Genomic DNA, 21,242 nt, shown 5'->3' with positions numbered 1-21,242 from the left:
CGGACGGTCCGGGCCTGCAATCGGCCCAAACCGTTGACCCGGATGCGCGCAATCCCCACATGATATCCGCTCCAGCCGGGAAGCCAGATCGTGCGGCCCTGCGACTATCTAACGAGGAAAAGCCCGCGATGATCATCGAAGCCGCCAGACTGGCTGGATCCAACCTGTTCTCACCGGCTTCCCGCTCCGTGCTGTTCAAGTCGCTCGGCCTGACGATGCTGCTTCTGGTCGGCCTATGGTTCGGGCTTGGCGAGGCGTTTTCGTCGTTTGCCATGCCATGGCTTGAAAACCTGCTGCCCGGACTGCCTGACTGGGCCGGATGGGCCGGCACTATTGCCGCCATCATCGCAGGCGTCGGGCTGGCCCTGGTGCTGGCGCTGTTCGTTGCACCCGTCACGGCTGCGATGGCGGGCCTGTTTCTCGATGACATCGCCGACGTGATCGAGATCCGGGACTACCCCGACGAGACGCCGGGTCGCCCGATGCCTCTCGCCCAGTCGATCCGGCAATCCCTCGGGTTCCTGCTGGTGGTGGGCCTCGGAAACCTGTTCGCGCTTGTACTGCTGCTCGTTCCGGGGATCAATCTGGCTGCGTTCTTTCTCGTCAACGGCTATCTCCTGGGCCGGGAATATTTCGAATTCGCCGCCATGCGCTTCATGTCGCCGGCGGACGCCAAGCGGCTGAGATCACGCAACTCGACGACGATTTTCTTCGCCGGCCTCATCATCGCCGCCTTCCTCTCAGTACCGCTGCTCAACCTGCTGACGCCGATGTTTGCGGCAGGCATGATGGTGCATCTGCACAAGATGATTGCGATGAAAGCGGGTGCATCGCCGCTCAGCGACATGCGCCAAGATCGGGACTGAATAAGCGCAATCTATCGTTTGCCTGCCTTTGGCGGGAACCTGATCTTCACTTCAGATGCTCTGTCATCATCGGATTGGGGTGACAGCGGCCTTTCAGGAAATCAATAGATCGCGGCTGGGTGGCTGGGTGGTTGAGTAAAAGCCGCGAGCCGTATGACCAATGCTCCAAAAACAATCACAAGAGACGGTTCCCGACGCGGTTGTTCCAGTTGGTGTCGCAAAACCGGTCGCAAGCTCAACACTCATGACCTATGAATACTTCTACACAGCAGGCTGCAGCTTGCTGTTTCCATCGCACGGGAGGGTGCGGCGAAAGTTTTGGCTCATGAAAAAGTTTGGTCTTGATAGCACGGATATTCGTATTCTCAGCGCGGTCCAGCAGCATGGACAATTGAGCAAAACCAAACTTGCCGAGATCGCCAATATTTCCGCCACGCCCGTTTGGGCCCGTCTGGATCGGCTGAAGGCGGCGGGGTTCATTCGCGGATACCATGCGGATATCGCGCTGGACCAGATTGCCGATTTCACCCAGGTTGTCGTGACAATCTCGCTGACGCATCACCGAAAGGCGGATTTTGATCGGTTCGAGACCTTTATCCGGGGCCTCGACGAGATCACCGATTGCGTCTCCACGGGCGGTGGCATGGACTATGTGATGGAAGTGATCACCTCTGATCTCGTCTCGTTCCAAGCCTTGATGGAGACCCTGCTGGCGGCCGATCTCGGGATTGACCGCTATATGATTTACATCGCCACCCGGCGGATCAAATCAAGCAAGCCGAACCTTGCTAAACTGGCCGCAAAGCGTCGCGGCTGACGCTACCCGTCCAACCGGCCCATTCCGTGCCAGCAAAACGGTCTGTTCAGTCTTTGCGTTGCCAGTTTTCAGTCCACTTTTTTGCTGAGACTGGGACTAAATCGTCGTCAGGTTTCGGGCATCACGCGGCCAATCCGGCCATCGAGAAACAAGGGCGATGACAATGACGCAAGCAGACGATTTCGGGTTCGGAACGCAGATCCGCAAGTCCCCCTATTTTGAAGCCACCGTGCGGTGGGGCGCCAAGGGGTTTTCGGTCTACAATCACATGTATATCCCGCGTGACTTTGGCGATCCGGAACAGAACTTCTGGAACCTGGTGAACGATGCGATCCTGTGTGACGTGGCAGTCGAGCGTCAGGTGGAAATCACCGGCCCGGATGCGGCGAAATTCGTCCAGACGCTGACATCGCGCGATCTGTCCAAGATGGCTGTGGGTCAGTGCAAATACATCCTTATCTGCAACGCCGATGGCGGCCTGCTGAATGACCCCATCCTGCTGCGGCTGGGCGAGAACCACTTCTGGATCTCACTGGCAGACAGTGACATCCTGCTCTGGGCGCAGGGCGTAGCGGTGCATGCCGGGATGGATGTCACGATCGACGAACCCGATGTGTCGCCGTTGCAATTGCAGGGACCAAAGTCGGGCCAGATCATGCAGGCGCTGTTTGGCGACAGCATCATGGACCTGAAGTACTACTGGCTGCGAGAGGTCGAACTTGATGGCATCCCGTTGCTGATATCGCGCACCGGCTGGTCCAGCGAGCTGGGCTACGAGATCTACCTTCGTGACAGCAGGCATGGTGACGCGCTGTGGGAGCGGATCATGGCTGCGGGCGCACCCTTCGGTCTGAAACCGGGGCACACTTCCTCCATTCGCCGGATCGAGGGCGGAATGCTGTCCTACCACGCGGATGCGGACAACAAGACCAACCCGTTTGAGCTGGGACTGGACCGGCTGGTGAACCTGGACATCGAGGCGGATTTCATCGGCAAAGCGGCGCTTCGCCGTATCAAGGAGCAGGGTTTGACCCGCAAACAGGTGGGCCTGATCATCGAAGGCAGCCCCCTGAATGGCCCGAATACCTCGTATTGGCCGATCAAGAAGGATGGTGTGATCATCGGCAAGGTAACGTCCGCGGTCTACTCGCCGCGCCTGAACCAGAACATCGCACTGGCGATGGTCTCGACAGAACATGCCATTCTGGGCGCCCAGTTCGATGTTGTTAACAGGACCGGGCTTGTCAACGAGGCCGGAACGGAACGTGCCACCATCGTGGAGCGGCCGTTCTACGATCCGCAGAAGAAGCTCGCCGCCGCCGCCTGAGCGAATCGCCAAAACAGAGACCTGAACCATGTCCGACCTCGCAATCGAACTGCACTGGCATCGCTCAGACGCCGTTCTGGAGCCCGGTAAATATTCAGCCGAGCATATTGTGCGCTATAACAACAGCCACGAGGTTCAGGTCGACGCCGCCCCGGATTGGGGCGGCAAGCCAGAGAACACCAACCCCGAGCAGGCCCTCGCTTCGGCCCTTTCCAGCTGCCACAGGATGACATTTCTCGCGCTGTCCGCCAAAGCAGGCTGGCCGGTTGCCAGCTATCATGATCATGCCGAGGCGCATCTTGGCAAGAACGCCAAGGGCCAGATGTCGGTTACGCGCATCGATCTGCACCCGATGGTGCGTTTTGACACCGGTTTCGACGTCGACGCCAAAGAGTTGGAGCAAATGCAGCATCGGGCGCACCGCTATTGCTTCATCGCCAACACTTTGGCGGACAGCGTTGAAGTCAACATTCTGTAAATCCCGGAAAGGGACCTGACTCATGCAAGAATCTGTGCAAAGCAGTGACATCCTGCTGCGCGAGTTGGATGATTTAGGCGTTTTGCGCCTGACCATGAATGATGCGGGTCGACGCAATGCCCTGTCCGAGGCGATGCTGATGGCCTTGGCCGCGGCGTTCGCCGAGGCTGGAGTCAATCCTGCGGTGCGGGTGATCATTCTGGCTGCGAACGGGCCCGCCTTCTGCGCAGGCCACGATCTGAAGGAAATGACGGCGGGTCGGGCAGATGCTGATCGCGGCAGGGCCTACTTCACCAAGGTGATGGCGATGTGCTCGGGCGTCATGCAGGCCATCGTGAATTGCCCCAAGCCCGTGATTGCCGAAGTTACCGGAGTTGCGACCGCTGCGGGATGTCAGCTGGTGGCCAGCTGCGATCTTGCGATTGCCGCCGACTCCGCGCAGTTCAGCACGCCGGGAGTGCACATCGGCCTGTTCTGCTCCACCCCGATGGTGGCGCTGTCACGCAACGTGGCGGACAAACATGCGATGGAAATGCTCTTAACTGGTGACATGATCTCCGCCTCCCGCGCAGCAGAAATCGGACTGGTCAATCGCACGGTTGTCATCGAGGAGCTGCGGCAGGCGACAATGGAAATGGCCTGCAAGATCGCCTCCAAATCCAGCATGACACTGGCCACCGGCAAAGGCGCCTACTATGCGCAGCGCGAAATGGGTCTGTCCGACGCCTATGCCTTCGCCTCCGGTGTGATGGTCGATAACATGCTGGCCCGTGACGCGGAGGAAGGCATTGGAGCCTTCATCCAGAAACGCGCGCCCGCGTGGCGGGATGCCTGAAGCCTGCGGAACCGCCCGCCCATGACACCGATATGGACCGCTTCGGCTGAGCTATGCACGCTTGCGGAAACTCGCTTCGACCCTTGCGTAGATGGGCATAGAGGCCGGGGTACGGTATCTGCTCTAAAGGTGAAGACCCCCGCCATGCCGGAGTGCCACAGCGGTGTGCCAATGTGCCAAACGGGTGGCACCGACCACCGTAACCCGGCGCATCAATGGTTCCCTTCCCTCACACAATCTGCGCCGGCAGCTCCACCAGCAACGCGGGCACGTCATTGGTCTTTTCCAGCGACTTGCAGATGTCGGCGATGACGCAGCGTTCGCATTCGGGCTTGCGCGCCTTGCAGCAGTAGCGGCCGTGCAGGATCAGCCAGTGGTGAGCGTGGAAGAGGTAATCATCCGGGATGATCTTCAGGAACGCCGCCTCAACCTCATCGGGGGTCTTGCCCGGCGCGATCCTGAGCCGGTTGCCGATGCGCAGGACATGGGTGTCGACGGCAAGCGTCGGAATGCCGAAGGCCATCGACATGACCACATTGGCGGTCTTGCGGCCGACGCCTGGGAGCGTCACCAGTTCCTTCTCCGTGCGGGGCACCTCGCCACCGAATTCATCGACCAGCCTCTGGCTGAGCGCGATCACGTTCTTGGCCTTGTTGCGGTAAAGCCCGATGGTCTTGATCAGGTCGCGCACCCGGTCTTCGCCAAGCGCCAGCATCTTTTCAGGCGTATCGGCGAGGGCGAACAGTCCCCGTGTGGCCTTGTTGACGCCGGCGTCGGTGGCCTGCGCTGACAACGCCACGGCAACGACAAGCGTGAACGGGTTGACGTGCTCCAGTTCGCCCTTGGGTTCGGGCCGCTGGATCGAGAACCGGCGGAATATCTCGCGGATCTCTTCAGAGCTATAGGGGATCCTGGGGCGGCGCGTGGCCGGCTTTCGGGCGGCGCTAGATTTGGCCCGGGATTTGGCGGGGGCCGGCTTCTTTGCCGCCACGGAAGAAGCAAGCGACATTTTGGCTGATTTTGGGCTCTTGGGCTTTTCCATTCCTTCCCTATAATCAAGGTGCAGGGCCAATGGCAAACCTGACATGATGGAGACCGGTCATCTGATGAACGAGGAACCCCTTTTTGAAGCGGTTCTGAGTCCGCACCGTTCGCTCGGGCGGCTTGGATTCGTGCTGCTGATGACGATCGCAACCGTCATCGCAGCTGTGCATATGGTCATATTCGCAAGGATCGGGGCCTGGCCGGTGTTCGCCTTTTTCGGGCTCGACCTGGCGCTTCTGTTCGGCGCGTTCTGGCTCAGCTACCGTTCCGGGCGGATGCGCGAATTCATCCGCATGTCCCGCACCGACCTTGAGGTGCGCAAGGTGTTTCCCTCCGGGCGGGCGATCAACCACACATTCAATCCATTCTGGACGCGGTTCAACATCGCCCGCCACGACGAGATCGGCATCACCGACATGCAGATCAGCGGCCAGGGTCAGCAGACAGATGTGGGCTCTTTCCTCAATCCCGACGACAAGGAAAGCTTCGCCACCGCTTTTCAGCGGGCGCTGGCGACGATCAAGAAGCGCTGAGAGGATTTTCCAAGCCCGGCGTGTTTCGGGTGGCTAGTGGCTTCGGCTCATGGTTGAGTGTGCGTAAGGAGCCAGACCATGACCATTACCGCACAGCTTGACCGCGACATCACCCCGCAAGGCGCTGATTACGATCTTGTCCGCAAGACAATCGAGCGGATTTCGCTCGACTATCGCGCCCAGCCTTCGCTGGAGGACATCGCGTCTGACCTCGGGGTTGCGCCCGGAAAACTGCAGAAGACGTTCAGCCGCTGGGCCGGACTGACACCGAAAGCCTTCTTGCAGGCTGTGACGCTGGATCACGCAAGGCGCCTGCTCGGCCATGACGGCTTGCCGCTGTTGGATGCGAGCTACGAGCTGGGGCTGTCGGGACCGGGGCGGCTGCATGATCTCTTCGTCACCCATGAGGCGATGAGCCCGGGCGATTTCAAGACCGGCGGCGCGGGGCTGCAGATCAGCTACGGGTTCCACCCCTCCCCGTTCGGCACGGCGGTGGTGCTGGCCACCGACCGCGGGCTCTGCGGCCTCGCTTTTGCCGATCCCGGCGGAGAGCAGGCGGCGCTGGAGGACATGACCAAGCGCTGGCCGGGCGCGCGGTTTGCGTCGGATCAGGAGGCCACCGCTTCCTATGTCAGGCGGATCTTCTCACCGGAGCAGTGGAGCGCCGACCAGCCGCTCAGGATCGTCATGATCGGCACGGATTTTCAGGTTCGGGTCTGGGAGGCGCTCTTGCGGATTCCGCTAGGGACCGCCTCGACCTATCAGGATGTCGCCCGCGCCATCGGCAAGCCGTCAGCTTCGCGCGCGGTGGGCGCGGCAGTCGGGCGCAACCCGATCTCCTTCGTCGTGCCGTGTCACCGGGCGCTCGGCAAATCCGGCGCACTGACCGGCTATCACTGGGGGATCACCCGCAAGCGGGCCATGCTCGGCTGGGAGACCGGCTGCGTGCAGTCGGGAGCATGAGGGCGGCTCTAAGCCCGTCAGTGCGCCTTGGACATATCGCCCAGCACCTCTTTCGAGGCGACGGTGGAATCGGCGTAGAGCTTGTAGACCATGGGCACGCCGGTCGCGAGATTGACCGAGAGGATCTGCTCGCGGTCTAGACGGTCGAGGATCATCAGGAGCGAGCGCAGGGAATTCCCATGGGCTGCGACCAGAACTGTCTCGCCGCGCAGCACGCGGGGCAGGATCTCGGTCATGTAATAGGGCCAGACGCGGGCGCCGGTGTCTTTCAGGCTTTCGCCACCAGGTGGCGGCACGTCATAAGAGCGGCGCCAGATATGGACCTGCTCCTCGCCCCATTTCTTGCGGGCGTCGTCCTTGTTGAGACCAGCCAGATCGCCGTAGTCGCGCTCATTGAGCGCCTCGTCACGGATCACCGGCAGATCGGTCTGGCCGATGCCGTCCATGATCAGGTCGAGCGTGTGCTGGGCGCGGATCAGAACCGAGGTGAAGGCGACATCAAACTTGAGGCCGGTTTCTTTCAGCGCCTGAGCCCCGGTCTTGGCTTCTTCAACGCCGAGTTCGGTAAGGTCAGGATCCTTCCAGCCCGTGAACAGGTTTTTCAGGTTCCATTCGCTTTGGCCGTGGCGGACAAGGACGAGCGTTCCGGACATGGTGATTTCCCTCTCTCAGACAATTTGGGGTTCAGGCGGTTTGGATCAGTGGTCGCTAAGACCAAGCACATCGAGCATGGAATAGTAACCCGGCTTTTGGTGGCGTGCCCAGAGGGCGGCGCGGACAGCGCCACGGGCAAATACCGAACGGTCGGTGGCGCGGTGGGTCAGTTCAACTGTTTCGCCTTCGCCGGCGAGGATGACCGAGTGCTCTCCTATCACCGAGCCGCCGCGCAGGGTGGCAAAGCCGATGGTGCCCTGCTCGCGCGGTCCGGTATGGCCGTCACGGACTTTGACCGCATTCTCGTTGAGGGCAATCGCGCGGCCCTCGGCTGCGGCCTCTCCCAGCAACAAGGCTGTGCCTGATGGCGCATCGACCTTGTGGCGATGATGCATTTCGAGAACTTCGATATCCCAGTCGGCTGCATCGAGCGCTTTGGCTGCCTGGCGCACCAGCACGGAGAGCAGATTGACGCCGAGGCTCATGTTGCCGGACTTGACGATGCGGCAGTGGCGCGAGGCGGCATTTAGCCTTGCTTCGTGGCTCTCATCCATGCCGGTGGTGCCGATGACATGGACGATGCGCGCCTGGGCGGCGAGATCGGCAAACTCGAGGGTCGCAGCAGGCGCTGTGAAATCGAGCACACCTTCGGCCTTGGCAAAGACCGGCAGCGCATCGTCGGTGATCAGGATCTCGTTCGGGCCCAGCCCTGCCAGCTCACCGGCATCCTTGCCAAGCGCATCCGATCCGGGTCGCTCGATGGCGCCCGCGAGATGAACGCCGTCAATCTCGGCAATTGTGCGGATCAGGGCCTGGCCCATACGGCCGGCGGCGCCGACAACAATCAGGCCCATGCTTCCGGTTGGTGCTGTCATGCCTTGTCTCCGTTTGTCTCCGTCCCGGCGGCGACGCGGTTTTGGCCTGCGTCGGCGCCGGTCTCGCTGTAGGCCTGAAGACGCGCATAAAGCCCGTCCCTGTTGGCGATCAGATCGGCATGAGTGCCAACTTCCACCACCCGGCCCGCCTGCATGACCACAATACGGTCGGCGCGAGCGATTGTCGAAAGCCGGTGTGCGATAACCAGCACCGTGCGATCCTGCATGACACTCTCCAGAGCCTCTTGCACCGCAGCTTCGGATTCGTTGTCGAGCGCCGAGGTCGCCTCATCGAGAAGCAGGATAGGCGCATTTCGGACAAGCGCACGGGCAATCGAGATCCGCTGGCGCTGCCCACCCGACAGGTTGACGCCGTTTTCACCAAGCAGCGTGTCATAGCCAAGCGGTTGGGCGAGAATGAATTCGTGCGCATTGGCGAGCCTTGCCGCGTCCTCGATCTCGGCATCGGTCGCAAGCGGGCGGGCATAGCGCAGGTTGTCGCGGATCGAGCCTTCAAACAGCCACGGCTGCTGAGAGACATAAGCGATCTGATGCCGCAGCGATTTCTTGGCCACGGAGGCGATGTCGACGCCATCGATCAGCACCTGGCCCGAGGCAGGATCGTGAAAGCGCGGCACAAGCGAAATGACCGTCGACTTGCCGGCGCCAGACGGGCCGACAATTGCCGTGGTTTTTCCCGCTTCGGCGATGAAACTCACGTCATTGAGAACGACATCATCTTGGCCATAGCCAAAGCCGATGTTGCGGAACTCGATCTCGCCGCCCTTGACCGAAATCGGCGCGGCCCCGGTCCGGTCGCCCTGCGTCGGTTCCTCGTCGAGGATCTCGTAGATCATTCGCGCATTGACGACAGCGCGCTCGAGATTGATCTGGAGCCGTGCCAGCCGCCGGGCCGGATCGTAGGCAAGCAACATTGCCGTGATGAAGGAAAAGAACGCTCCGGGCAGCACGCTGCCGTAGATCGAGCGGAAGGCCGCGTAAGCGATGACACCGGATATCGCCAGCCCGGCGATGGTTTCGACAAGGGGTGCTGTCCGCTCGGTCAAACGTGCAATGCGGTTGGCGCGGCTCTCGGCGGCCTTGATCAGCTCGGCCGTACGGGCGCTGATCTGCTCTTCCATCGTGAAAGCCTTGACGATGGTGATGCCTTGCACCGTCTCCTGCATCGCGCTGAGGACGCGACTGTTGAGGTCGATCGATTCGCGCGTCGCATTCCTGAGCCGTTTGGAAATATAGCGCAACCCGATGAGCACCGGCGGCGCGCCGAAGAACACGATCACACTGAGGACCGGGTCCTTGGTCAGCATGACGACCAGAAGCGCGATCAAGGTCAGCAGGTCACGCGCAAAGGAGGTGATCGTGAGATTCATGACGTCGCGGATACCGGCGACATTCTGGGAGATCTGGGCAGCTATCTGGGCAGAACGGGTGTCGCCAAAATAGCTCATCCCGAGGCTCATCAGGTGGTCGATCAGGCGCTGCTGATAGCGGGCGACGAGGTTGTTTCCGACTTGCGCCAGCGCCACGGCCTGTCCATAGGAGGCCGCGCCGCGGATGATGAATGCCGCCAGCACCGATCCGCAGATCGCCCAGATCGCACTGGCGTTCCCCTTGGCGAAGGCCTCATTGATGACGGATTCCATGATCCACGCCATGAAGGCCGTGGAAGCGGCAACCAGAACCAGGCAAATGGCAGCGAATATGTAGGTCTTGACGTAATCGCGGCCATTCTCACGGATGATCCGGCGGATCATCATTGTCAGTGATTGCACATCCAGCTTGATGGTCCTGCCGCTCTTCACGTCTTGTCACCCTGTCAGCGCCCAGTGAGAAGCGCCGTCTAAATCAGGCGGGAGTTTCCCCGCGCTGTTCATGGCGGCTCTATAGCGGGTTGAATTCCTTTTGCCTATGCTTTCCAGCGCCGGCCTTCGGTCGCAACACCGAAACGCACCGGGGTGCGAGCATAGGCCGCAAGGCCCGACAACGCTGCAAGCGGATGGGTGATGACGAATGTCGGAATCGTCCTGAGGATGGCGCTATGCGGCGCCTTGTCCTCAAAAGCCTCACGGAAACGCGGCTGATTGAGCGCTGGCAGAATTTTCTGCACAATCCCGCCGGCAAGGAAAACGCCCCCGCGCGCCATGAAAATCATCGCGAGGTCACCTGCAATGCGGCCAAGATAGGTGACAAACAACTCGATCGTCTCAACAGCAGCCGCGTCTGATCCGGCCGCCCAGTGCGCTGTCACCTCGGAAGGCGTGGCGGCAGCAGGCTTGACGCCATCTGCCTGGCAAATGGCGCGGTAGATGTTCATCATACCGCGTCCGGAAAGCAATTGCTCGGCAGAAATCCGGCCTTCGATCGGATCGTAAAGCGGAAACAGCTCATAATCCCGCTTCGAACGCGGACCCATATCTATATGGCCTCCCTCGCCCGGCACCGGAAACCAGGTGTGGCGGGCATGCACCAGACCCGAAACGCCGAGACCGGTGCCGGGGCCGACCACAACGCGCGAGGTCGACGGCCGGATTTCGCCGCCGCCGATTTTTTCCAGATACTCGGTCCCGAGCGAAGCCGCTGCCAGCCCCTGCGCCTCGAAATCGTTGATCACCACGACGTTCTCGAAGCCGAGATCGCGGATCATCACTTTTGGCTGTATCACCCAGGCGCAATTGGTCAGGTCGATCTCGTCGCCCTTGATCGGACCAGCTACCGCGAGAATGGCAGATCGCGGCTGTAGCGACGTCTTGTCGAGCACGCCCGTCTGGATCGCCTCGTCAATGGTCGGAAAGTCGGCCGTGGCCAGTATCGGGAATTCCTTCGGCGCGGCGTTGGCGTCCATCAGGATGGCGAAGCGGGCATTGGTGCCGCCTATATCGCCGATCAGGATCGGGAATGCGAGGGAATGGTCGGATTCAATGGGAGTGGGCATGCTCTGGTCCCCGTAAGGCCTGATCTGGTTGCGGTGCAACTCTTGAGACTGCACCAGAGAAGTTCAGCTGGTTATCCAAGCGCCTTGAGCAGGACATCAGCCGTGGCGCGATTGAGCGCCATCGGAATATCGTAGACGATGGCAAGCCGCATAAGCGCCTTGACATCAACATCATGCGGCATTGCCGTCAGCGGATCGACAAAAAAGATAAGCAGCCCCACATCGCCGGTGGCGATCAAGGCGCCAATCTGCTGGTCACCGCCCAGTGGTCCGCTCTTGAGCCGCCTGACATCAAGATCGGGACAGGCATCTGATATGCGTCCGCCGGTGGTGCCGGTGGCAACGATCGGAAACCGTGACAACGCATTCTGGTGGGATCTGGCAAAGTCCGCCAGATCATCCTTCTTCTGGTCATGCGCGATCAGTGCAACGGCTTTGTGAACGGTCATGGCGCTCCGTCATCAGATGAACCACAGCCATGTGGCGGATTCAACTCTTTCAATCGATTTGATACGCAATTCTATAGCTTGTCCCCCAAACAAACAAAAGCCGTCTGGATGACGAAATTTCGATGATACGCCGTTGCGAAGGGCTCAGTTGACCGGTCGCGGCACCGGCAGTGGAATACGCCCCGGCAAGGGAAGTTGCGCAAAGGCGGAAGCCGCCACGCCAGCGGCATTGGCATTTGCCTTGGCTATGCGGGCAATCGGGTCGGCGCCCAGCGTCACTTCGGCCTCCGATGCGGGACCGGGCGCTGCCACCACTGCTGCGCAGGACGATGGAAGATCCGACAACTGGATTTCCCGCTTCTTGGGCTTGGGCTTGTTATCGTTCTTCTTGGGTTTTGCAGGCGCCCAGGGCTCATCAGTGAACCACCAGGCGAGAGACTGGTCGCAGCCCGATCCTGACGGGGGCGGGTTCTGGGCCTTGCATCCGCTGACACCGGGCGGGCATTTGATGCGAATGTGGAAGTGATAATGATGCCCGTAATAGGGCCTTATCTTGCCCATCGCGGCGCGGTTGCCGGTCCAGCTGTCGCAAAGCTTCTTCTTGATGCCGGGGTGGACAAAAATCCGCTCGACCTCGGGATAGCTTGCCGCCCGCATCAAAAGCCGGGCATGGGCAGGGGTCCAGATTCTGTCATCGACATAAAGCGAATTCTTCTTGAGCATCGATGTCGCCGAGATGTTTTCGCGCTCTGCAGCGGACAGGGTGCGATCGGGCATCGGCGTCAGCCAGACATCGGCATCGAGGCCTACCTGGTGCGAGGCGTGACCCGATAGCATCGGGCCGCCGCGAGGCTGCGCGATATCGCCGACCAGAAGGCCAGGCCAGCCGTCCTGAGCGGCTGCTTCGCGCGACAGCTGTTCAACCAGCGAGATCAGATCGGGATGACCCCATCGACGATTGCGCGACAGCCGCATCGCCTGCCAGGTCGGCCCGTCAGTGGGAATGGCGACGCCACCGGCCAGACAGCCCTTGGAATAGAAGCCTATGGCACGGGAGGGCAGAACAGCCGGGAGTTTTGCCGCGCCGAATATCTGCTTGGCAGGCTGATCGGCCGCCGCAGGCTGCGCGCCACTGGTACCTGCCATTACCGCTATCAAGGCAACCAGCGCAGCCTTTCTGGCAACGGTCACAATGCTGCTGACAAGGTTCATGGGCCCTGGCCTCCATGTTCACGGGCGACGCACATCTGCAAATCACCTGCGGCAAGACTAGAACATCCTGCCCTCCGGCGGAATCGCCTTACGCGGGTAACAGGCGTCACAATCAAAAAAACAACCGCCCGCTTGCACCCAAATGAGCAGGACGGGTGCTCTTGCCTTGAATGTGTTCAAGAAAGCCAGTTGCGTGTCTCGCCTCATGGCTTGACGCGAAAAAGCTCCAACGGTTGGCCTTGCGTTCCCGGTACCGGCTCAAGCCAGACCGGCACAATGCCCTTGCCCAGTTGCGCATAGAAGCCATCGGGGGACTTCTTGCTGATGCTTCTGACCTGCGGATCGCTCTTGCAGAACGCAACGACAGTCACGCCAGCGCCACGCAGAAACTTGACCGCATCCTTCGGGGTCGCGATCGCCGCATGCAGCTCGGTGAGCATGCCGCCCTGATTGCGGTGATAGGGAGCTGCCAGGACGCGATGGGGGGTGAAGCGCAGAATATGAGATCCGAGATTTGAAGGCCCTGCGACCACGCCGGCCGGCTCGCGCGCCAAGGCTTCCATTGCAGCAGCATCGGTGCAGATATTCTCCTCCTGCATGGGGAGACTGCCCACCTCTTCGCCGGACACCTTGTTGATCGCCATTGAAAGAAGTGCGCCGGACAAGGCCCAGACAAAGGGGACTGCTACCAGCGCCGAGCCCGCGAAGGCCAGCCCCTTGCGCAGGTCCTGCTGATCGGCATTGGCGCGGGACCGCATGTCGGCCACGAGCGCCGCCATCGGGATTGCAGACAAGAGGTTGGAAAACACAGCGCCACGAACCTGCACCAGGGCGATGGCCCACGACACAGCGAGCAATGCCAGCAAAACGCCATAGGCGTGGGCGTTGCGACCCTGATAGATGCGGCGCGCGCATAGGACCATTGCCAGCACCGGCACGAGGTAAAAGCCGGCGGCTGTCCAAGGCTCCTGGCTGACTTGCGCCCATACCGGTTGTGCTTCGGAGACACTGTTGAGCCACATGCTGACCAGCAGTGGATCAAGATTTCCCAGCGGATTGCCAAGACATTGCGGCGCAATCATCAGCGTGGCGCCAATTGTGGCAGCCCCCGCAAGCCCGAGAGCCGTGAGGCGAGAGGCAAACCCACGTCCAGAAGTCACCGATACCGCCAGGAAAAAGCTGCCTGCTCCGACCACGCCCAAAGAGTAGAACCCTGTCGACAGGGCATCGCACGCCACCAGGCCATAGCGGGACGGTGGAACAGTGAGAAAGAACACCACGGTAAGGGCTGACGCCATGGCAAGCGCGAAAGCTGAAGCGGCGGCCTTCATATCCTTGCCAAGCCAGAGCCACTGGGCGGCGACAATGAGGGCGGCGACGAGGATATGCGGCGTGGTTTCGGCACCTATGGCAATGGCAATTGCTGCAGCCATGCCTGCAATCGCATGGGCAATCGGCGGACGTCCGGGCAGGATCAGGCAGGCTGCGATGGCGCTGATCAGTCCAAGCTGGATATTGTGGTGGTCAATCGATCCCGGCTGAAACCGGTTGACCCCGAGCACAAACAGGAAAGCCAGGGCGAGAGCGATGAGGCGTCCCGGCTTTCCTGCTAGAGTGTCGCCGCCCAGCCCAATGGCATAAAACACCGGCAACGCGGTCAGCAGCGGCCAGACAAACAGAGCGGAAGCTTCGGCCATGACCGGGGTCATGAACAGCGAAAACAGCATGATCAGATTGGCGATCGGAAGATCGATCAATCGCGACCAGTGCATCAATGTGCCGCCTTCAAGGCCCAACCGGTATTGCATGAGATCAAACCAGCCTTGGCCGGCAAGCAGATCCCGCACCTCGACCAGACGCATCACATCGTCATTGTCTGCGCCGACATAGTCCAAATAGTTGGCAAAATGCATCACCGCAGTTACCGCAACCAGGATCATGAATGTCAGCAGAACTGGTCGATGCAGCGGCGCTAAAGGGCTGATGTGGGCTTGCCGTTCGCCCCGACCGGCGAATGCAAGACCGGGTTCCCCGGTGGCAGGGCTGGTATTGGACACTGGCAACTCCGACACATTTTTTCCGAGACATTCAACCTAGCCTTAACCTTCTCAAGAAATAGTAAAGCCACGGGCGGAGCTGGCCCGCAGCTAACGGGGATTTCCCATGACGGACGGTTTGCTTGAAGGCCTCGACATCGCGGTGCTGCTGCCCTGCTACAATGAAGCCGCGACCATCGGTGATGTCGTCGCGGGTTTTCGCGCGGCCATTCCAAGCGCCCGGATCTACGTCTACGACAACAATTCAAAAGACCAGACTGCGCTTCGCGCGGCACTTGCCGGTGCCATCGTGGTGCGTGAGCCGCGCCAGGGCAAAGGCCATGTGGTGCGCAGGATGTTTTCCGACATCGATGCCGATATCTACCTGATGGCGGATGGCGATGGCACCTATGCGCCGGAAGACGGTCCGGAGCTGATCCGCACGCTGCTGACCGAACGTTGCGACATGGTGGTGGGCACTCGCCGCGGCGTTACCGATGATGCAGGCCGTCGCGGGCACGCATTTGGCAACTCGATTTTCAACACGCTTTACAAGACGATTTTCGGCAAGGATTTCACAGACATCTTTTCGGGCTACCGGGCCTTCTCGCGCCGCTTTGCGAAAAGTTTCCCGGCGGTTTCCGGCGGGTTTGAAATCGAGACCGAGATGAGCGTGCATGCCTCGGTGCTCAAACTGCCGGTGACAGAACTGGCGCTTGACTACGGTCGCCGCCCGGAAGGCTCGCACTCCAAGCTGTCAACATTCAAGGACGGAGCGAAGATCCTCTGGATGTTCGCCATGCTGATGAAGGAAACCCGGCCTTTCACGTTTTTTTCCTATCTCAGCGGTATGACATTCGTCATATCGATGATGTTCATGGCGCCTGTGCTGAATGAGTATTTCCTCACCGGCCTGGTAACACGGATGCCAACATGGGTGCTGGCGATGGCGCTGATGATGATGGCGCTGATGATCTTCTCGGCCGGAGTGATCCTCGATTCCGTGGCGCGTGGCCGGGCCGAGCAAAAGCGCTTTCACTACATGTCGATCGCAGCGACGCGTGTTGATCTGAGCCAGGGCGCTGGCCAAGGACTCAGAGCAGCCGCTAGGTCCGAAACTCCGGCACTCAAGACCGAAAGCCGCAAACTTGCCTCGTGAGAAGATTGGCCTGATCCAGGCTGATCCTCGTACCGGAAACTGTTGCGGATTTTTCTGGCCTCTGTTTCTTTTCCGCCCACTGTTTCCTGCTTGAGAAGCAAACGTTGAACCGATACCGCTGGATTTGCTCCGGCGAGAGCTTTTGTAACCTGATAAAGGGGCGGCACCCGTTACGCCGGATCCGCTTCCCTGTTGGGCGGAGCCAGATCAGTGAACAGGATCCGTTTCGGTGTCCCGAGCCAAACACTCAGAATGTTCTGCATGTCCGCTGGCACCGGTTTGTCTTCTGCGATCCATGCATTGACTACATTGACGGGAACACCACTGACTTCGGCAAATTGCGCTGCGTCACGCGTCTCGGCCGCTATCGCAGCCTTCAGACCAACGCCCCAACGATCGGAGACAACGCTTTGGCTCTTGAACCACTCATCCGCAGCACCTTTGATCGCCTGGATCGCCTGCTCCGAAAACAGGCCTGAGATGATTGCGATAAAGGATATGAAGAACGGACTCAGGGTAGCGTTGCCCGATTGTGTGGACGGGTCCGTCAGGAAAAGCACACCGGATTTCGCCAGCACATAGATGCTCATTGCCGTGATCGCACCGAACCAGGGGCGAGAGAAGAAGAACACCATGTTCAGGTCCTCGGCATACCGGCCCTGATACTTATCGCGGCGGAAGAACAGCTGAGTAATGAAGATCGTGCTGCCCAACACCCCCATGGCCAGCACCAGAAACAGCACAAGCACCTCTGCCGGCATGATCGCCATGCGATATGGCAGTCTCCATAAAATCTCTTTGAGAGACGAAAATTCGGAAACTGCATCCTGAAGTTTAACAAGATCGGCATCCTCCAACTTATCAAACGGCGGAGTTTGGCGGATGATACCATAAACCCCTGTCTTCACGCTGGAGGACAGGACAAGCAGATTCTCGATCGTTCCATCTATTTCGCGCTTTGTCCTCGCTTCATTGGCCTTGGTGGAATTAAGATTGCGCCAGACATCATCGCCCTCTTTTGCGCGAGCCTCCAGTTCACGGAACCGATTGGCAAGGTCATCCCCAATTTCCGCACTGCCCAATTGACCGGAAACATCTTCAAACAAGATTTTGACGCTGTTGTTGTGCTTGGGGAGAGGCTTGAACCGGAATTTTCCCGCTCTCTCCATATCGTTCTTGAAACGCCGGATATCACGATAATAGTCATCGAAAATGGTCGCATACTGCTGATCAAGTTCATTGCGGCGTGCGGTAATTCCACTTAATTTGTTTTTTTCCTGGAGAACCAGATATTGCTTGTGTTCAAGTGCATTCTTATCAACAGAGTAGACATTCGACAGCTCTATCATGCGCCAGATTGACAACTTTGCATCGCTTATCTGCACATACTGCATACGTGACTGTATCTGGTAGCTACTTAACATCAATATTGAAATAAATATCGTCACCACATAGAGAAAAAATAGCCACAACCCGATAATCAAATCAGATATTGGCCTGGGATTATTTCGCAAATTTCCTGATGAAGAGCCGTTACCCTCGATCGGTTTATCGCCTGCCATGTCAACCCCATGTTATTATGGCACCACGGACATATAAATTAACCTACATATAATTTCCGATAAAATCAACCAAAAGGCGTATTTATTACTTATTGCACATCATATCTGATACTGCAGACGCAGATTTTCACTTGAAATACATGCACAGCAGGGAAGTACATTAGACAACCACATCCAGCTTTCGGATCCGAACGCCGCTGAGGCCGGCCAGCAGAACCTATGGTCACACCGGCTCCCAGCCATCATGCTTGGCTGCTCGATATACAGCATCGATGAATTTCTGGTTGAGCACCGAGTTTTCCAGCGTAAACACCTCGTCATCGCCGCCGTTCACCTTGCGAACAAAGGCTTCGGCCTGAAGCCGGTACTGGCGCACGCCGCCGAAGCGGAAGGTTGTGGCCTCGTCGTGACCGCGGCTTTCGAGCACCACGGTCGGGTGGCCGTATTCGCCGGAATTGAATGGCGTGGTGAGCTCGATGAAGCCGTCTTCGCCATGGAAGACCATGAGCTGGCGCGCCGCCATCTGCGTGGAGCAATAGAAGCTCATCTCGAACGCGCCGAAATCCGCCTTGACGCTGGCGTAGCGGTCGGTGCCAAAATTCGGGTCCATCTCCACCGTCGACTGGACGCGCAGCGGCTCCTTGCCGGTCGAGAACCGGGTTGCGACTGTCGGGTAGACGCCGATATCGGGCAGGCCACCGCCACCGAGCGACGCATCGTTGCGCATGTTGGATGGATCGGTATTGAAATAGCTGAAGGCACCCTGGACATGGCGCAGGCGGCCGATGGCGCCCTCGGCAATCAGCGAGCGGACCTTGAGCCATTGCGGGTGGTAGGTGACCATGAAAGCTTCGCAGACCAGCACATTGTTGGCGTCGCGGGCGGCGATCAGGGGGGCGATCTCAGCGGCATTGAGCGAGATCGGCTTTTCGCACAGCACATGCTTTCCTGCTTGAGCCGCCTTGATCGCCCATTCGATGTGCTGCGAGGTGGGCAGCGGGATGTAGATGCCATCGACATCAGATGAGGCCAGCAGTTCCTCGTAAGCGGAAAACGCCAGCGGCACTCCGAAACGGTCAGCCACTGCACGGGCGCGGGCATGATCGCGGCTGGCGATGGCGGTCACGACGCCGTTTTCCGAATCCTGCAGTTGCGGGATGACGTGATCGCGGCCGATCTTGGCAGTGGACAAAATTCCCCATCGGAACATGCTGGTCTCCTCCATTCGTGAAATTCGCGGCAGCCATGTGAAGAGGCCCTGACCGAGGGGCATTCATGCCGCTTGATGCATGGTGTATCAACACCCGGGTTGCATTCAACCCCGATTGGACGGATATGGACGCATGATTTGTCGAGAGCAAGACCATGCGCGGGTTGACCTGGGCAGCATTGTAAGCGAGGACTTGCCGATATCCGGTCAGGCCGAGGCTCTGGCTGCCAAACCTGAGAGCCGAAAACCCGCTTCATGAGAAAACTCACATTCTTCCTGTTTGCGGGCGCCATAGGTTTCGTGGTGGATATGGGCGTGCTCTGGCTGCTCTTGGACTTCAAGCTGCTTGACCCATTCACCGCCCGGGCGCCAGCGATCGGGGCGGCGCTGGTGTGCAGCTATATCATCAACCGAACTTTCACCTTTGGCGCCTCAGGCCGGAAGGTGGCGGCAGAAGGCATCCGCTATGGCAGCGTCGGCCTCATTTCCACGCTGATCAATTATTCGGTCTATTCGGGTTTGCTGCTGATCCTGCCGGGCATCTCGCCCTATGTGGCACTGATCTTCGGATCAGGATCAGCCACCTCATTCGCCTATCTGGGCTATTCCCGCTTTGTCTTCGGTCCGGGGCCGGATCTGTAAACAGCCTTCCCACCGCTAAGCCGGATTGATTCGATGCGCTACGCGCCTGAAGCCGCCCGCTCGCGGATCTGGGAGAAGGTCCAGTCGACCAGCAGTTCGCCATCCTGCCAGACCGGCTGCAGCAGGTTCTCGCGGTCGCCGATATCCTTGAGCGGCATCGCAAGCAGGCCGTCATTGTCCCGCACCACTGCCTGGCGATAGCGTTTTGACGCCTTGCCGGGGTCGGTCTTCGGGTTCTTGTTGATGCCGTGCCAGACGCCGTCGTCGTCCTGACGGGCATTGGCCTTCATGGCAAAGCGCAGCGTGTCGCGATTGACCTTCTGCAACAGGCCTGCGCCCATGCCGAAGGCGATGTTTTCAGCTGACCAGCCCTTGTCCTCAAGACGGCCTAGGATGATGCGGATCGTCTCCGGGGTAACGCCGTCGCCCTGGATCACGCGCACCGCCGGGTTGAGCACCTTGTAGCCCTTGCCATTCATCGAGAAGCCGAAGATCTCTCCCAGCATCTGGACGGTGTCGACCGGCACCCGGGTGGCATCGCCGGAATCGGGACGCACCACAAGCGTACCGCCGGAGGCCTCGACTTCGGCTTTGAGTTCCTCACCCCAGATATTCTTCACCGCGCGGTAGAGATCGTAGGAATCGGAGACGACGGCCACCAGTTTTCCAGGGCCGGCGAACTGGGTAAGCATGTTGCGGTAGGCTTCGGTCTCGCGGTCCTCGCCCCAGCTGGTCATGGTCGAGTGTTCAGCGGCGGGAATGGAGAAGCCCGCCATCTGTTCGTGATAGAACCGGCGCGCATAGACCAGCGCGCTCACCGTGTCGGTGCCGAGGAAATTGACCAGATGGGCGACGCCGCCGATGCCGGCCTGTTCCAGCGATGTGGTGCCGCGGGCGCCGAAATCATGCAGGCGGAACGGCAGCACTTCATCAGGCGTATCGCAGGTGCGCTCCAGAGAGGCTGAAATAATGGCCCGCGCGCCATGCGAGACCGTGGCGACGGTCGATGGATACCAGACGGCTCGCAGCAGCGCCGTCTCGAGGAAGGTTGGCAGCCAGAAGAAATCCGGATCGGTATTCCTGACCTGCACCAGCGGCGTGCCTGTCGGAGCAATCATGCCCTCGGGCAGAGCCTCGATCAGCAGCGGGAAATGGCCGTCATGGCGGGTGACGATCTTCTCGAAGCCTTCGCGGTGAAACGGCAGACCGTGAGCGGTGATCATCTCCTCGGCCTCGTCGACATCGGCCATGGTGATCTTGCGCGAGAGATAATCCTTCAGGAACATCTGCAGCCCAAAGAACAGCACATGGTCATGCGCCCCGCCGGGCCGCGCCTCGATATAGGCCGAAATCGCCGCGGTTTCGGGCGGATACTGCGCGAAATGCGAGTATTTGTAGCTGTCTGAATTCAGGATCAGGTTCATGGGCCCATTTCTCACGAAAGTTCGGTTCGCTTATAGACCGCCCGGCAACCGTTCGCCTACCTCGCGGACGGAAATTTCCGTGGAGCGTCCCGCCCGCTGGAAGAGACCGTCCAACCGCGCTTAAAATTTTGACCAGCGGTCTTGCAAAAGATCGGGAACGGCGTTATCCGAGCCATGTTACGTTATTACATGACGTCACATTC

20 protein-coding genes are annotated in these 21,242 nt (G+C 59.7%); 9 read left to right on the top strand and 11 right to left on the bottom strand.

Annotated features, from left to right (window positions below):
- Window positions 1-128: 128 nt before the first annotated feature.
- From WNZ14_RS05505 to WNZ14_RS05485, 5 genes are all read left to right on the top strand, one after another.
- A complete protein-coding gene (locus WNZ14_RS05505; RefSeq protein ID WP_342867585.1) occupies window positions 129-866 on the top strand; it encodes a sulfate transporter family protein in 738 nt (245 codons plus the stop codon).
- 160 nt (window positions 867-1,026) lie between these two features.
- A complete protein-coding gene (locus WNZ14_RS05500; protein WP_342867584.1) occupies window positions 1,027-1,683 on the top strand; it encodes an Lrp/AsnC family transcriptional regulator in 657 nt (218 codons plus the stop codon).
- A gap of 163 nt (window positions 1,684-1,846) precedes the next feature.
- A complete protein-coding gene (locus WNZ14_RS05495) occupies window positions 1,847-3,010 on the top strand; it encodes a glycine cleavage T C-terminal barrel domain-containing protein (RefSeq protein ID WP_342867583.1) in 1,164 nt (387 codons plus the stop codon).
- Between the two features lie 28 nt (window positions 3,011-3,038).
- On the top strand, window positions 3,039-3,488 hold the full coding sequence (locus tag WNZ14_RS05490; protein WP_342867582.1) for an OsmC family protein: 450 nt from the start codon (window positions 3,039-3,041) through the stop codon (window positions 3,486-3,488).
- A gap of 22 nt (window positions 3,489-3,510) precedes the next feature.
- On the top strand, window positions 3,511-4,323 hold the full coding sequence (locus WNZ14_RS05485) for an enoyl-CoA hydratase (protein ID WP_342867581.1): 813 nt from the start codon (window positions 3,511-3,513) through the stop codon (window positions 4,321-4,323).
- Between the two features lie 229 nt (window positions 4,324-4,552).
- Here WNZ14_RS05485 and nth read toward each other — a convergent pair whose 3' ends face one another.
- Complete coding sequence (gene nth, locus WNZ14_RS05480) at window positions 4,553-5,365, bottom strand: endonuclease III (RefSeq protein ID WP_342867580.1); 813 nt, start codon at window positions 5,363-5,365, stop codon at window positions 4,553-4,555.
- 43 nt (window positions 5,366-5,408) lie between these two features.
- On the opposite strand from nth, the gene WNZ14_RS05475 reads away from it, so the two are divergent.
- Both WNZ14_RS05475 and WNZ14_RS05470 read left to right on the top strand, forming a co-directional pair.
- Window positions 5,409-5,900, top strand: coding sequence for a DUF2244 domain-containing protein (locus WNZ14_RS05475; protein ID WP_342867579.1), 492 nt, complete (start codon window positions 5,409-5,411; stop codon window positions 5,898-5,900).
- A 78-nt stretch (window positions 5,901-5,978) separates the two neighbouring features.
- On the top strand, window positions 5,979-6,863 hold the full coding sequence (locus WNZ14_RS05470) for a bifunctional helix-turn-helix domain-containing protein/methylated-DNA--[protein]-cysteine S-methyltransferase (RefSeq protein ID WP_342867578.1): 885 nt from the start codon (window positions 5,979-5,981) through the stop codon (window positions 6,861-6,863).
- A 17-nt stretch (window positions 6,864-6,880) separates the two neighbouring features.
- Here WNZ14_RS05470 and WNZ14_RS05465 read toward each other — a convergent pair whose 3' ends face one another.
- The 7 genes from WNZ14_RS05465 to WNZ14_RS05435 form a co-directional block, all read right to left on the bottom strand.
- Window positions 6,881-7,516 carry a 2,3-bisphosphoglycerate-dependent phosphoglycerate mutase gene (locus WNZ14_RS05465; RefSeq protein ID WP_342867577.1) on the bottom strand — a complete coding sequence of 212 codons (636 nt, stop codon included), beginning with the start codon at window positions 7,514-7,516 and terminating at the stop codon, window positions 6,881-6,883.
- Between the two features lie 45 nt (window positions 7,517-7,561).
- Window positions 7,562-8,392 (bottom strand): 4-hydroxy-tetrahydrodipicolinate reductase, encoded by an 831-nt coding sequence (dapB, locus tag WNZ14_RS05460; protein WP_342867576.1) that lies wholly within the window; start codon window positions 8,390-8,392, stop codon window positions 7,562-7,564.
- Complete coding sequence (locus WNZ14_RS05455; RefSeq protein ID WP_342868516.1) at window positions 8,389-10,170, bottom strand: ABC transporter ATP-binding protein; 1,782 nt, start codon at window positions 10,168-10,170, stop codon at window positions 8,389-8,391. The genes dapB and WNZ14_RS05455 overlap by 4 nt, the downstream gene beginning before the upstream one ends.
- 149 nt (window positions 10,171-10,319) lie before the next feature.
- Window positions 10,320-11,345: a glucokinase gene (locus WNZ14_RS05450; RefSeq protein ID WP_342867575.1), complete on the bottom strand. Its 1,026-nt coding sequence runs from the start codon at window positions 11,343-11,345 to the stop codon at window positions 10,320-10,322.
- A gap of 71 nt (window positions 11,346-11,416) precedes the next feature.
- Entirely contained in the window at window positions 11,417-11,794 is a 378-nt protein-coding gene (locus WNZ14_RS05445; RefSeq protein WP_342867574.1) for a methylglyoxal synthase, read from the bottom strand.
- A gap of 144 nt (window positions 11,795-11,938) precedes the next feature.
- Window positions 11,939-13,006: a penicillin-insensitive murein endopeptidase gene (gene mepA / locus WNZ14_RS05440; protein ID WP_342867573.1), complete on the bottom strand. Its 1,068-nt coding sequence runs from the start codon at window positions 13,004-13,006 to the stop codon at window positions 11,939-11,941.
- Between the two features lie 203 nt (window positions 13,007-13,209).
- On the bottom strand, window positions 13,210-15,063 hold the full coding sequence (locus WNZ14_RS05435) for a hypothetical protein (RefSeq protein WP_342867572.1): 1,854 nt from the start codon (window positions 15,061-15,063) through the stop codon (window positions 13,210-13,212).
- 106 nt (window positions 15,064-15,169) lie between these two features.
- Between WNZ14_RS05435 and WNZ14_RS05430 the strand changes: the two genes are divergently transcribed.
- A complete protein-coding gene (locus tag WNZ14_RS05430; protein ID WP_342867571.1) occupies window positions 15,170-16,201 on the top strand; it encodes a glycosyltransferase in 1,032 nt (343 codons plus the stop codon).
- 170 nt (window positions 16,202-16,371) lie between these two features.
- On the opposite strand, the gene WNZ14_RS05425 is transcribed toward WNZ14_RS05430, so the two are convergent.
- Together WNZ14_RS05425 and WNZ14_RS05420 are read right to left on the bottom strand one after the other, a co-directional pair.
- A complete protein-coding gene (locus WNZ14_RS05425; protein ID WP_342867570.1) occupies window positions 16,372-17,763 on the bottom strand; it encodes a hypothetical protein in 1,392 nt (463 codons plus the stop codon).
- 223 nt (window positions 17,764-17,986) lie between these two features.
- A complete protein-coding gene (locus WNZ14_RS05420; protein ID WP_342867569.1) occupies window positions 17,987-18,973 on the bottom strand; it encodes a Gfo/Idh/MocA family oxidoreductase in 987 nt (328 codons plus the stop codon).
- 255 nt (window positions 18,974-19,228) lie between these two features.
- Here WNZ14_RS05420 and WNZ14_RS05415 point away from each other — a divergent pair, with 255 nt between their 5' ends.
- A complete protein-coding gene (locus WNZ14_RS05415) occupies window positions 19,229-19,615 on the top strand; it encodes a GtrA family protein (protein WP_342867568.1) in 387 nt (128 codons plus the stop codon).
- 38 nt (window positions 19,616-19,653) lie between these two features.
- On the opposite strand, the gene WNZ14_RS05410 is transcribed toward WNZ14_RS05415, so the two are convergent.
- Window positions 19,654-21,039 (bottom strand): nicotinate phosphoribosyltransferase, encoded by a 1,386-nt coding sequence (locus WNZ14_RS05410; protein WP_342867567.1) that lies wholly within the window; start codon window positions 21,037-21,039, stop codon window positions 19,654-19,656.
- Window positions 21,040-21,242 lie beyond the last annotated feature (203 nt).

Origin of the sequence: Hoeflea sp. AS60, assembly GCF_038900115.1 — a bacterium.
GTDB lineage: Bacteria > Pseudomonadota > Alphaproteobacteria > Rhizobiales > Rhizobiaceae > Hoeflea.
The sequence above is the reverse complement of the archived record's forward strand: the minus strand, read 5'-3'. Positions and strand labels throughout refer to the sequence as shown.